Origin of the sequence: Streptomyces sp. CMB-StM0423 (assembly GCF_002847285.1) — a bacterium.
Lineage (GTDB): Bacteria > Actinomycetota > Actinomycetes > Streptomycetales > Streptomycetaceae > Streptomyces.
Window position 1 is genome coordinate 4,406,773 of sequence record NZ_CP025407.1, and the last position, 12,115, is coordinate 4,418,887.

Consider the following 12,115-nt stretch of genomic DNA (forward strand, 5'->3'; position numbering starts at 1 on the left):
GGTGGCGTACGCATGGCCCGTACCGTGACGTACGCCACCGAAGGCCCGCCCCCGGGCGGCGTTTACCGATTCGTTACTCGGCAAGACGCCGTCCATGCCGAACAGAAGCAGACCCAGTGCGGCGGCGGTGGTCGCCGGGATCGCGGATCTGGCCGCGATCGTGATCGGACTGTGGATACTCCTGTACGTCCTCGACGCGAACCGCTCGAACGACTTCGTCGCCTTCGTGCACGACATCGCGAGCTGGCTCGCGGGCTGGTCCCGGGACATGTTCACCGTGGACCCCGACTGGTGGCAGGTCCTGCTCAATTACGGGATCGCCGCCCTCGTCTACCTCGCGGTCGGGCACACGGTGTCCAGGACCGTCAAACGGTGGTGATCTGACGCAGCGCGGCAGCCGCGGGACCGGAGGCCCAGGGAAGACAGGAAGGGAGGGACGATGAGGGGACACCGGCTGACGCTGTACGTGCTCAGCTCCAGCGCGCAGTGCGCGGTGATCCGCGTCGGCGGCGAACTGGACCACGGGGGCGAGCGGCTGTTCCTCGACACCGTGGGGTCGTGCGTGGACTCCGGGCACCGCTACGTCGTCCTCGACCTCACCACGCTCGGCTTCTGCGACTCCCGCGGCCTCAACTGCCTCTTCGCGGTGCGCTGGCTGCTGCGCCGGCAGGGCGGCGAGCTGATGCTCGCGGCCGTCGGCCGGCGGGTGATGTACCTGCTGGAGCAGACGGGCAGCACCGACATGATCGCCGCGTACCCCAGCGTGCGCGAGGCGCTGGAGCACGTGCCGGAGCCGCTGCGGGCGAGCTGGCCCCCCGGCGCGGTCCCGGGTGCCGCGCGCCCCCCTGCGCCCTGATCGTTGACGTGTGTCGCAAATGGCCATGTACAAGCGGAAATGCGAGCTGGAAGGGGTGTGGTCGGCCCACGTTGGCTACGGGTGCAAAGTAACGGTCAGGTATAGCCGCCGTGATGACGGGTAGCTGCACACAACGCCTGTCGAGCAGAAGTCCACATCAGGGGGACACCATGACGACATTCGTGACGCGCGGCCACGGGCCCGAGACCGGCGCCGGCACGGCCGCGGACCCGGCCACCTGCACGGCCGCCGACCCGGCCGCCGACCCGCTCGCCGGCCTCGACCTGCCGCCGCTGCCCGAACTGCGCGAGGCGAGTACGGCCGACGCGCGCGCCCTGTCCCGGGTCCTCTTCGGCAGGCTGGCGGAGCTGGACGAGGGCACGTACGCGTACTCGTACGTCCGCAACACCCTCGTCGAGCTGAACCTCGCGCTCGTCCGCTACGCCGTCAGCCGCTTCCGGCTGCGCAGCGAGTCCCGCGAGGACGTCGTGCAGGTCGGCACCGTCGGCCTGATCAAGGCGATCAACCGCTACGACCTCGGCGAGGGCACCGAGTTCCCCACGTTCGCGCTGCCCACGATCATGGGCGAGATCAAGCGCCACTTCCGCGACACCTCCTGGGCGGTGCGGGTGCCGCGGCGGATGCAGGAGCGGCGGCTGACGCTGGCGAAGGCGAGCGCGCGGCTGGAGCAGACCCTCGGCCGCGGCCCGAGCGTCGCGGAACTGGCGGAGCAGACGGGGCTCGACCCGGACGAGGTCGTCGAGGGGCTGGTCGCCGCCAACGCGTACAAGACGTCGTCGCTCGACTATCACGCCGCCGACGAGGAGGGCGAGTCCTTCCTCGCGCGGCGCACCGGGGTGACGGACCCGGACCTGGAGAAGGTCGAGAACCTGGTGTCGCTCAAACCGCTGGTCGAGGCGCTGCCGGAGCGCGACCGCAAGGTGCTCGACCTGCGGTTCGGCGCCGAGATGACGCAGACCGAGATCGGCGCGGAGCTGGGCATCTCGCAGATGCACGTGTCCCGGCTGCTGACCTCGATCCTCAGACGTCTGCACGAGGGACTGACCGAGCCGGCGTGAGCGCGGCCGCGCGCCTGCGGCGGGGCGGGCGTTCCGGGCGCCCCGGCCGCGTACGGCGCCGGCAGGCGACCGGGATCGCCGAGGCGGAACGCTCGGTACGGGCCGCCGCCCGCGCCGCGGCCGAGGGCCTCGCCGCCGCCCGGCGGCCGGGCGGGCCCGGTGTGCGGCGGGCGGCGCGAGTGCTGCGGGGCGCCGGGCGCGGCCTGTACGAGGACGTCGCCGCCGCGGGCCGCGGCGGCCGGCCCACGGTGGCCCGGCGGCTGCGCCGGGCGGACCACGCGCTCTTCGCCCGGGTCGCCGGGACCCGCTGGCCGGGTGCCGAGCCGGTGCTGCCGCGGCTGAGCCGGGGGGCCGACCACGGCGTCCTCTGGTTCGGCACCGCCGCGGCCGTCGCCGCGTTCGGCGGCGCGCGCGGGCGCCGCGCTGCGCGGGCTCGGCTCGCTGGCGCTGGCCTCCGCGACGGCGAACACGGCGGGCAAGGGCGCGTTCCGGCGCGCCCGGCCGGTGCTCGACGCGGTGCCCGTCATCCGGCATCTCACCCGCCAGCCGATCACGTCGTCCTTCCCCTCAGGACACACCGCCTCCGCCGCCGCCTTCGTGTGCGGCGTCGCGACGGAGTCGCCGCGCTGGGGGGCGGTCCTGGCGCCGGTCGCGTGGTCGGTCGGCTTCTCCCGGATCTACACCGGCGTCCACTACCCCAGCGACGTCCTCGCCGGGGCTGCGCTCGGGCTGGGCGCGGCGGTCGTCGTACGCCGCCTGGTGCCGCCCCGTGTCCGCGGGAGGTACCCGGCGCCGCCGCCCGCCGCGGCGCCCGCGCTGCCTTCGGGCGCCGGCCTGTACGTCGTGGTCAACCCCGCCTCCGGCGGGCAGCAGTTCGCCGGCCCGGTACAGCAGCTCGCGGCCGTGCTGCCGGAGGCCCGGGTGGCGGTGGCCGGTACTCCGGCCGACCCGGGGGCGGGGCCGCTGCCCGAGTTGCTGGAGACCGCGGCGCGGGAGGCGGCGCGGCACGGCGGCGCCCTGGGCGTCTGCGGCGGGGACGGCACGGTGGCCGCGGCGGCGGAGGCGGCCATGCGGCACGGCGTGCCCCTGGCCGTACTGCCGGGCGGCACGTTCAACCACTTCGCCACCGACCTCGGGGTGGAGACCATCGCCGAGGCCGGCGAGGCGGTGGCGTGCGGCAGCGCCGTCGCCGTGGACGTCGGCCGGCTCCGTCCTGCGGAGCCCGCGGGCCCGCCGGTCCTCTTCCTGAACACCTTCAGCCTCGGCGTCTACCCCGAGCTGGTGCGGTGGCGCGAGCGCTTCTCGCCGCCGCTCGGCGGGCCGCCCGGCACGATCGCGGCGGTGCTGCGCGTCATCCGTACGGCGGAGCCGGTGAGCGCGCGGATCAACGGCCGGCGGCGGGAGGTGTGGCTGCTGTTCGCGGGGGCGGGCGCGTACCACAGCGTGGGCATCGCGCCGGTGCGCCGCGACAACCTCGCCGACGGGGTGCTGGACGTGCGCATCGCCCGCGCCGGGGACTTCGCGCGGACCCGGCTACTGGCCACGGCGCTGGCCGGGGGCCTGGCCAGGACCCGGCTGTACGCGGCGGGCCGGCTGCGGCGGATCGTCGTCTCGGGGCTGCCGGAGGGCACACGGATGGCCTACGACGGGGAGGTCGTCCCCGCGCCGACCGCGTTTGAGCTGGATAAGCTCGAAAGAGCGCTGACCGTCTACCGGCCGGCCAAGAACTGACGCATCCCCCCGGGAGACCCGCATGTTCGAGGCACACGACATCCGCGAGTGGCGCGGCCACACCGTCCGCGGCGCGGACGGCGGCAAGATCGGCGAGATGGAGGCGGTCTACGTCGACACCCGCACGGACATGCCGTCCTTCGCCACCGTCAAGGCCGGCGTGCCGGGCCGCAAGCGGCTGGTGTTCGTCCCGCTGGACGGCGCGTCCGTCAGCCCCGGTTACCTGACCGTCGCGTACGACAAGGGCCAGGTCAAGGCCGCGCCGTCGATCGACACGGACGGGGAGCTGACGTTCGAGGAGGAGCCGGCGGTCTTCAAGCACTACGAGATGGAGTACGAGTCGGGCGCGGCGGGCGAACGCCGGCTGGCCCGCCGCTGACCCCGCCCCCGGCCCGGCGCGTCACGGCGCCGCGGTCCTCACCGCGGTACGGCAGGCACCGCAGGGCGCCGCGGCGGGCGGGCGGCCTCCGGCGTGCCCTCGCCGCGCGCGAGCAGCGCGTTGAACTGCGCACCCGCCAGCAGCGCCAGGTTCGAGAACCACAGCCAGATCAGGAAGACGACGACCCCGGCGAGTGACCCGTACAGCCTGCTGTACGTCCCCGCCGCGTACGACGCGTACATCGCGAACCCCACCGACGCCAGCAGCCACAGCACGCCCGCCAGCAGCCCGCCGGGCACGGCGTGCGACACGGTGCGCGACTCCGGCGGCCCCGAGCGGAAGAGCAGCAGCACCAGCAGCGCCGCCACGAAGACCAGGAACGGCCAGCGCAGGAAGTCCCACAGCGCCGCCGTCTGCTCGCCCATCCCCAGCGGCCGCCCCAGCGCCCGCATGCCGGGGCCTGTGACCACGAGCGTCAGCGCGCCGGACACCAGCAGCGTGAGCAGCAGCAGCGCCATCGCGAGGATCGCCGGCGCGCGGCGCAGCACGGGCCGGCTGTCGGGGGTGCCGTACATCGCGTGCAGGGCGCGGCGGAAGACGGACAGGAAGCTGCACGCGGACCAGACGGCGCTGGCGGTGCCCACGGTGGTGAGGATCCAGGCGGTGGACTGGCCGCGGGTGATGTCGTGGAGGGCGTCGTTGAGCGCGGTGTCGGTGCCGGTGGGGGCGAGCCCGGCGATGTAGGCGATGAGGGCTTCGGTGCCGGAGGGGTCGGCGAGGCCGATGACGGTGAGGGTGACGAAGAGCGTGGGCAGGACCGTGAGTATGGCGTAGTACGTGAGGGCGGCGGCCCAGTCGCTGATGTCGTCGTTCCAGAGGGCCACCGGGGTACGGCGCAGTGCGGCGCGGTAGCGCGCCCCGTTCGCCCATCTGCCCCGTGCGTGCAGCCCACGCTTCATCGGTCCATGCTCCGCTCTTCTTTCGCTCGGCACCCGCCGGGCACGCCGCCCTGGACCGTCCCTGTCTACCGTGTGCGGGCCGCCGGCTCTTCAACCGGCCGGGCGCGGCCCCCGGAAGAGCCGGTGCCACCAGCGGCGGCGCGGCGGGTGCACGGCGCGGCCGAGGCGGCGGCCGAGGGACAGATAGCCGAGGAAGGCCCCGGTGGTGTTGAGGATGACGTCATCGATGTCGAACGCCCGGCCCGTGAGGAAGGTGCCCTGGACCACCTCGACGGCCGTCATCACCGCGGCCGTGCACAGTCCCACCCGCAGCAGGCCCCGGGCGGGCGGCACGAGCACGGGCAGCAGCAGGCCGAAGGGGACGCCGAGGAGGATGTTGCCGCCGAGCTGCCGGACGGTGTCGACGAACGCCGGCTGGGTGAGGTAGTCGCGGATCGAGTCGCCGGGGCGCAGGTTCGTGTGCGTCATGGGCTCCGCGGCGGAGGACTCCTCCAGCGTCAGCCGCGCCAGCACCACGGCGAAGGCCACCATCAGGGCGAACGCGACCAGCATGGCGCCTACGCGCACCCAGCGGGCCACGGGCGCTGCGCCGGCCGGCGGCTCCGCGGAGGCGTCTTCTCCGGCGGTCGTGCCCGCGGTCGTGCCGTCGGCCGCGGCGGCCGGGTCCCGGTGCTTGCGGGAGATACCCATCACGCCTCCCCGGGGCCGGCGGCGGGGCCGCGGGGGCTTCGCGACTCGTCGGCGGACGGGGGCACGGGGGACATGGACCCTCCCTTCCGAGGCCGGGCGGGTTGCCCGGCGCCGTGTGAGCGGGCGGTTACCCGGCCGTCCGGACGGTATGCACGGGCGCGTGACCGGCGTGGCGGCCGCGGCTCGTGGGGCCCCCGGGAGGTGTGCGCCGTCGCGCCCTGGCCGCGACGGGCGTACGGCGGTCGCCTCCGTGTGCGAAAGCAGATACGCCGCGGCGCGGGCCGGCCCCGTGTCCGGCCCGCGCCGCGGCTGTCCCGGTGCGGTGGAGGTGGTCGTTGCGAGGTGCGCGAGGGAGACGCACCGCGGGGTGTAAGTGACGTACGGACATGGCGCGGTGTCTGTTCACGCGCTCGCGTCGAGGACCTCCCGCAGCTTCGCGCCGAACGCCTCCGGCTGGCCCGCGTAGCCGAACTCCGCGTCGAGGAAGCCGCCGTGGTGGCTGGGGAAGACCGTCGCCTCCTGCCCGAGCAGCGCGGCCGTGCCGCGTGCCGTACGGGCCGTGAAGGTGTCGCCGGACTCCTCGCCCACCGCGATGACCACGCGCGTCGGCGCGGCGGCGAGCGCGGCCGGGTCGGGGAGGTAGCCGCTGACGGCCCAGGAGTGGTCCGAGAGGAGCGGGTCGTCGCGGTTGCCGTCGTCGTCGGCCGGCATGCCGAAGGCCGCCGGGTCCGGCGCGGGCTGCGCGAAGTAGGCGTCGGTGAACTCGCCCTGCCACGCGCCGAGTCCCATGAACGCCGCCATGCCGGTGCCCCAGCCCTTGGCGTTGTACGCGTCGGTGACGCCCTGCCGGGCCCGCTCCGCGGCCTCGGCGTCGGGGAGCGCCGGGATGATCGGCGGCTCGTGCGCGACGAGCGTGGTCACGTCCTCCGGGTAAGCGGTCACCAGCGCCAGCGCCGTCACCGCGCCGCCGCTGCTGCCGAACAGCTCGACCGGGCCCGCGCCCAGCGCGGCGATGACGGCGTGCACGTCCTCGGCCTGCGTCTGCGGCGTGTGGTCGTGCCGGCCGTCCTTGCGGGTGCTGCGGCCGAGGCCGCGGGGGTCGTACGTGACGACGGTGCGGTCCGTGAACTCCGCCGCCAGGGCGCGGAAGCCGCTGGCGTCCATGGGCTGGCCGATGAGCAGCAGCGGGGGGCGGCCGTCGGCGGTGGGCAGGGGGCCGCGCACGTCGTAGACGAGGCCGGCGCCGGGGAGGTGCAGCGTGTGTGTGTCCATGTCCGTGCAGACGGTGCGGCGGGCCCGAACTCATCGGCACCGAATGTGACCCGCATCACCGCAACTCCGAGGTTGCAGTAGCCCCGATCCATGTGCAATGCTGCGGTTGCAGATCGACACACGAGGAGGACACCGTGAAGGACATCGCGTACACCGACGCGGAGCTGGCGGAGCTCGACCGGGTCGCCCGCCAGATCGACATCGACGCCCCCGCCGACCGGGTCTGGGACCTGGTCGTCCGCCCCGGCTGGTACATCAACGAGGGCGAGGTCGATCCCGAGCCCGACCTGAGCTACGACGGGGACGTGGCCGTCGTCCGCGGTGACAAGCTCGGCGAGTTCCGGTTCAGCACCGTGGAGCTGGACAAGCCGCGCTACGCCGCCTTCCGCTGGCTCACCGGCCGGAACCAGCAGGGGGCCAAGGGCTCGACCCTCGTCGAGTTCTGGATCGACGAGCGCCCCGGCGGCGTGACGCTGCGCGTCGTGGAGAGCGGCTTCTCCCGCCTCTTCGACGAGCGGTCCCTGTGGCTCAAGGAGCGGGAGGGCAACGACGTGGGCTGGGTCGAGGAGCTGGCGGCCGGCAAGCGGTACGTCGAGCAGACCGCCGCCGCGGCCCCGCGGTCGTGACCGCCGCCGCCGGCCCCGCCGTCGTGTGTGCCGCGCTCGGCGAGCCGACGCGCTGGACGATACTCACCCGCCTCGGCGAGGGCCCGATGTCGGCGTCCGCGCTGGCCAAGGTCATGCCGGTGAGCCGGCAGGCCATCGGCAAGCACCTCGACGTGCTGCGCGAGGTCGGTCTGGTCGAGTCGGAGCAGCGCGGCCGGGAGGTCGTGTACGTGGCCGTGGGCGCCCGCCTCAACGCGCTCGCCCGGGAGCTGGACCGGATCGGCCGGGCCTGGGAGACCCGCCTGCTGCGGATCAAGGAGCTGGCGGAACAGCCGGACTCCGACCCGCCGCCGCGGAGCTGAGCAGAAGCGAACCCCCCTCCCCGGGCGGCCGGGGAGGGGGGTTCGCACGTCACCGGGCGGAGCGGCTGCGTACCAGGAGGTACAGGAAGTACGGCGTGCCGATGACGGCCGTCATCAGGCCCGCGCCGAGCTGCGCCGGGGCGATCACCGAGCGGCCGATGAGGTCCGCCGTGCACACCAGCACCGCGCCCAGCAGCACCGCGACCGGGACCACCCGGGTGTGCTGCCTGCCCACCAGCGCCCGCGCCGCGTGCGGCGCCACCAGGCCGACGAACCCGATCGTGCCCGCCGCCGACACCGCCGTACCGGCCAGCACCACGCTCAGGATCAGCAGCCACAGCCGGCTGCGGCCGAGGTCGAGGCCGAGCAGCCGCGGCGTGTCCTCGTCCAGCGAGACGAGGTCCAGCTCCCGGCGGCGTACCACCGCGATGGCGAGCCCCACGACCAGGACGATCGCCAGCGGCACCACGTCCGGCAGCGTCCGCCCGTACGTCGAGCCGGAGAGCCAGGTCAGCGCCATCGTCGCGTTGAACGGGTCGGTCAGCACGATCAGCAGGCTGATCAGCGCCGTCGAGGCGGTGGCGAAGCCCATGCCGACGAGCACCAGCCGGTTCTGCTGGAACCCGCCGCGGGCGGCGAGCCCGAAGACCCCGACCGAGGTGAGCGCCGCGCCGCCCAGCGCGGCCGCGGACAGGCCCCACGAGCTGGGCACCGACACCGTCGTCACCAGCAGCACCGCGCCGAGCGCCGCGCCGTTGGAGACGCCGAGCACGCCCGGCTCGGCCAGCGGGTTGCGGGTCACGGCCTGCACGATCGTGCCGGAGAGCGCGAGCGCGGCGCCGGCCAGCAGCGCGGCGAGCACCCGCGGGACGCGGGTGTCCAGGACCACCTCGGTGGTCGGCCCCGCCCGGCCCTGCAGCCAGTTGGCGACGTCGCCCAGGAGCAGCTTGGTGTCGCCGACGAGCAGCGCGATGAGCGTGACGGCGACCAGCGCAGCCACCAGCACCGCCGTGGTGGCCACGAACGTGCGGTGGCTGCGGATACGCAGCTTGTCGGTGTCCGCCGCGCCCGCGGTGTCCCGCAGCCGGGCGGCCATCACGACGAGGAACACCGCGCCGACGAGGCTCGTCACCACGCCCGTCGGTACGGACACCGCCGTGTCCGACGGCACCATGGCCCGCAGCAGCACGTCCGAGCCGAGCACCAGCGCCATGCCCAGCAGCGCAGCCAGCGGAATGCCCGCCCGCGTCTTGCCGTACGTACGGAACCTGCGGGCGACCGACCGCACCAGCGCCGGCGCACACAGCCCCACGAAGCCGATCGGCCCCGCGAGCGTCACCGACGCCGCGGCGAGCAGCACCGCGAGCAGCACCGCCGTGACGCGGGTGGCGCGCACCGGGACGCCGAGCCCGCGGGCGGCGTCGTCGCCGAGGGCCAGGGCGTCGATGCGCCGGGAGAGGAGGAGCAGCCCGGCGAGCCCGGCGACGGCGAGCGGCAGCATCTGCGTCACGCCGTCCCAGCCGCTCTGCGAGATGCTGCCCTGGTGCCACTCGTAGAGACCCTGCGTCTCCTCGGGGAAGAGCAGCAGCATCCCCTCGGTGACCGCGTACAGCCCGAGCGTCAGCGCGCTGCCGGCGAGCACCAGCCGTACGGTGCCCGTGCCCAGGCCCGAGAGCCCCAGCACCACCGCCGCGGCGGCGAGCCCGCCGGCGAACGCGACGCCGGAGGACGCCAGCAGCGGCATCGACACCCCGGTGGCAGCGGCCAGCCCCAGCGCGGCGTACGAACCGGCGTTGACGGCGAGCGTGTCCGGCGAGGCCAGCACGTTGCGGCTGACCGCCTGGAGGGCGGTGCCCGCGATCGCCAGCGCCGCGCCGACCACCAGACCGGCGACCATCCGGGGCAGCCGGGACGCGATGACGACGGAGGAGTCTGCCGGGTCCGCCTGCCCGGTGAGGGCCTTCCAGACCTCGCCGGCGCCGGCGTCGGCGGTGCCCTGGGTGAGGTCGGCGACCGCGAGGACCGCGACCAGCAGCGCGAGCCCTGCGGCCACCGCCGCCGCGCCCGTCCGCGACCGTGCGGTCGGCGGCGGGGCTGGCGCGGCGGCGGTGGTGGTGGTCGGGGCGGTGACGGCCATCGGCTACTTGGTCAGCTCGGCGACGAGGGAGTCGACGTACTGGTTCATCGAGCCGATGGCGCCGAACATCCAGGTGCCGTCCTCGATCCGGTGGACGTCGCCGGCCTTCACGAACGGCAGCGACTTCCAGACGGAGTTGTCCTTGAGCACGCCGGTGAAGGGGGTGCTGGCCTCGTCCTTGTCGTTGGCGACGTAGACGAACTGCGTGTCCCCGGGGAGTTTCGTCAGGCCCTCGACATCGGTGGAGCCGAGGCCGTAGTCCTTGTCGCCCTTGACGTCCCAGGAGTTCTCCAGGCCCAGCCGCTCGTTGACGGCGCCGAGCTGCGAGCCGGCGGTGAAGGCGCGGATGGAGACCTGGTTGGAGACGACGTAGCCGTCGGCGGTGGCGATCTTCTTGCCGCCCAGACCGGCCTCGTCGATGGCCTTCTTGCCCTCGTCGAGCTTGGCGTCGAAGTCCGCCTTCAGCTTCTCGGCCCGGTCGGTCGTGCCGGTGGCCTTCGCGATGAGGTCGAGGTTCTCCGTCATCTGGCCGAGCGGGTCGGCGGCGTCCGCGGAGCGCAGGGTGAGCACGGGGGCGTGCTCGCCGAGCTGCTTGACGGCCGACTCGGGCAGGTCGGTGGTGGCGATCACCAGGTCGGGGTTGAGCGCGGCGATCGTGTCGATGCTGGGCTCGCCGCGGGTGCCGATCTCCTTGGGCTCGCCGGTGAGCGGGACCGCGGTGTCCCAGGTGCGGTAGCCCTTGACGTCGGCTACGCCGACGGGGTCGACGCCCAGCGATACGAGGCTTTCGACCACGTTCCACTCGGTGCCGACGACCTTGGTGGCGGGCCCGTTCTCGAGCGTCACCTTCTTGCCGTTGGAGTCGGTCAGGGTGATCGGCTGCGCGGCGCCCTTGCCGGCGCCGCCCTTGTCGTCGTCGTCCGCGGCGTCTTCCGTGGTGCCGCAGGCGGCCAGGGTGAGCGTCGCGGCGGTGGCGACCGCCGCGGTCAGCAGGAGGCGTTTCATGAGGAAGTGCTGAGCCTTTCGCTTCGCTTGTGGTGCCGGCCGATCGCGCGGGTGCGCAGCCGGCCCGTCAGGGGGTCGTCGTCGACGTCGATGCGGATTCCGTACGCCTTGCTGAGCAGTTCGGGCAGCAGGACGTCCTCCGGGCGGCCGTCGCCGACGATGCGGCCGTCGTCGAGCAGGACCATGCGGTCGGCGACGGCCGCCGCCTGGTCGAGGTCGTGCAGGACGGCGCCCACCGCGATGCGGTGGTCGTCGGCCAGGTCGCGTACCAGATCGAGGAGTTCGACCTGGTAGCGCAGATCGAGGTGGTTGGTCGGCTCGTCGAGGAGCAGCACGCCGGTGTCCTGCGCGAGGCAGCCGGCCAGCCAGACGCGCTGCAACTGCCCGCCGGACAGGTGCTCGGCGCCGCGCTCGGCGAGGTCGGTGACGCCGGTCATCGCCAGCGCCCGGTCGACGGCGGCGCGCCCGCCGGGGTCGGAGGCGCCCCAGCGGCCGCGGTACGGGTAGCGGCCGAACTCCACGACGTCGCGGACGGTCAGCCCGCTGGGCGTGGGCCGCCCCTGCGTGAGCAGCGCGACGTGCCGGGCGAAGTGCCGGGTGGACATCGCGAACCCGTCGGTCTCCTCGTCGATGACGAGGCTGGCGCGGCGGGCCCGTTGGAGCCGCGCGAGGGTGCGCAGCAGCGTCGACTTGCCGCTGCCGTTGGGCCCGACGAGGACGGTCACCTCCCCGGGCCGCAGCCGCAGCGAGGCGTCGTGGACGACGTCGACGCCGTCGTACGCCACGGTGACGTCGGCGGCGGACAGGGCGTGCCCGCGGGCTCCCGCGGCGGTGGGCGTGCTCTCTCCGGCTCTCACGGGAGCTTAGGTTAACCTAACCTCACCCCGCCCCGGCAGTCAGTACGCCGGAGAAGTCTGCGGGCGGGCCGGGCAGGGCCGGCGGACGAAGGGGATGACGCGGTACGGAGGCGCCGGGGGCGGCCTCGTGGGCGTACGCGTGGATCTTGAAGCTGCCTGCCGGAACGGCCCGGCGGCGCCGGG

12 protein-coding genes and 1 pseudogene are annotated in these 12,115 nt (G+C 74.4%); 7 read left to right on the forward strand and 6 right to left on the reverse strand.

Translation table 11 applies throughout. The annotated features are described in order from the left end of the window. The first annotated feature begins 94 nt into the window (after positions 1-94). From CXR04_RS19250 to CXR04_RS19270, 5 genes and pseudogenes are all read left to right on the forward strand, one after another. Positions 95-379 carry a hypothetical protein gene (locus CXR04_RS19250; RefSeq protein ID WP_199850490.1) on the forward strand — a complete coding sequence of 95 codons (285 nt, stop codon included), beginning with the start codon at positions 95-97 and terminating at the stop codon, positions 377-379. A gap of 60 nt (positions 380-439) precedes the next feature. Then, entirely contained in the window at positions 440-856 is a 417-nt protein-coding gene (locus CXR04_RS19255; RefSeq protein ID WP_101423607.1) for an STAS domain-containing protein, read from the forward strand. Between the two features lie 170 nt (positions 857-1,026). Further along, positions 1,027-1,935, forward strand: coding sequence for a SigB/SigF/SigG family RNA polymerase sigma factor (locus CXR04_RS19260; protein WP_234380318.1), 909 nt, complete (start codon positions 1,027-1,029; stop codon positions 1,933-1,935). A 203-nt stretch (positions 1,936-2,138) separates the two neighbouring features. Next, positions 2,139-3,666, forward strand: a pseudogene (locus tag CXR04_RS19265) (bifunctional phosphatase PAP2/diacylglycerol kinase family protein). A 22-nt stretch (positions 3,667-3,688) separates the two neighbouring features. Continuing rightward, positions 3,689-4,045, forward strand: coding sequence for a PRC-barrel domain-containing protein (locus CXR04_RS19270; RefSeq protein WP_101423609.1), 357 nt, complete (start codon positions 3,689-3,691; stop codon positions 4,043-4,045). Positions 4,046-4,083: 38 nt separating this feature from the next. Here the strand turns inward: CXR04_RS19270 and CXR04_RS19275 are convergent, their stop codons facing one another. From CXR04_RS19275 to CXR04_RS19285, 3 genes are all read right to left on the reverse strand, one after another. Then, a complete protein-coding gene (locus tag CXR04_RS19275) occupies positions 4,084-5,004 on the reverse strand; it encodes a YihY/virulence factor BrkB family protein (protein ID WP_101423610.1) in 921 nt (306 codons plus the stop codon). A gap of 90 nt (positions 5,005-5,094) precedes the next feature. Beyond that, positions 5,095-5,694, reverse strand: a complete 600-nt coding sequence (locus CXR04_RS19280; protein WP_234380320.1) for a VanZ family protein — start codon at positions 5,692-5,694, stop codon at positions 5,095-5,097. Positions 5,695-6,096: 402 nt separating this feature from the next. Then, complete coding sequence (locus CXR04_RS19285; protein WP_101423611.1) at positions 6,097-6,966, reverse strand: alpha/beta fold hydrolase; 870 nt, start codon at positions 6,964-6,966, stop codon at positions 6,097-6,099. Positions 6,967-7,100: 134 nt separating this feature from the next. On the opposite strand from CXR04_RS19285, the gene CXR04_RS19290 reads away from it, so the two are divergent. Together CXR04_RS19290 and CXR04_RS19295 are read left to right on the forward strand one after the other, a co-directional pair. Further along, a complete protein-coding gene (locus CXR04_RS19290) occupies positions 7,101-7,592 on the forward strand; it encodes an SRPBCC domain-containing protein (protein WP_101423612.1) in 492 nt (163 codons plus the stop codon). Beyond that, on the forward strand, positions 7,589-7,933 hold the full coding sequence (locus CXR04_RS19295; protein WP_101423613.1) for an ArsR/SmtB family transcription factor: 345 nt from the start codon (positions 7,589-7,591) through the stop codon (positions 7,931-7,933). The genes CXR04_RS19290 and CXR04_RS19295 overlap by 4 nt, the downstream gene beginning before the upstream one ends. A gap of 49 nt (positions 7,934-7,982) precedes the next feature. Here CXR04_RS19295 and CXR04_RS19300 read toward each other — a convergent pair whose 3' ends face one another. Genes CXR04_RS19300 through CXR04_RS19310 form a run of 3 tightly spaced genes read right to left on the reverse strand, consistent with a single transcriptional unit; the run spans position 7,983 to position 11,932 of the window. Next, a complete protein-coding gene (locus tag CXR04_RS19300; protein WP_101423614.1) occupies positions 7,983-10,070 on the reverse strand; it encodes an iron ABC transporter permease in 2,088 nt (695 codons plus the stop codon). A 3-nt stretch (positions 10,071-10,073) separates the two neighbouring features. Next, positions 10,074-11,075, reverse strand: coding sequence for an iron-siderophore ABC transporter substrate-binding protein (locus CXR04_RS19305; RefSeq protein ID WP_101423615.1), 1,002 nt, complete (start codon positions 11,073-11,075; stop codon positions 10,074-10,076). After that, entirely contained in the window at positions 11,072-11,932 is an 861-nt protein-coding gene (locus tag CXR04_RS19310; protein ID WP_101423616.1) for an ABC transporter ATP-binding protein, read from the reverse strand. Before CXR04_RS19310 ends, CXR04_RS19305 begins: the two co-directional genes overlap by 4 nt. Positions 11,933-12,115 lie beyond the last annotated feature (183 nt).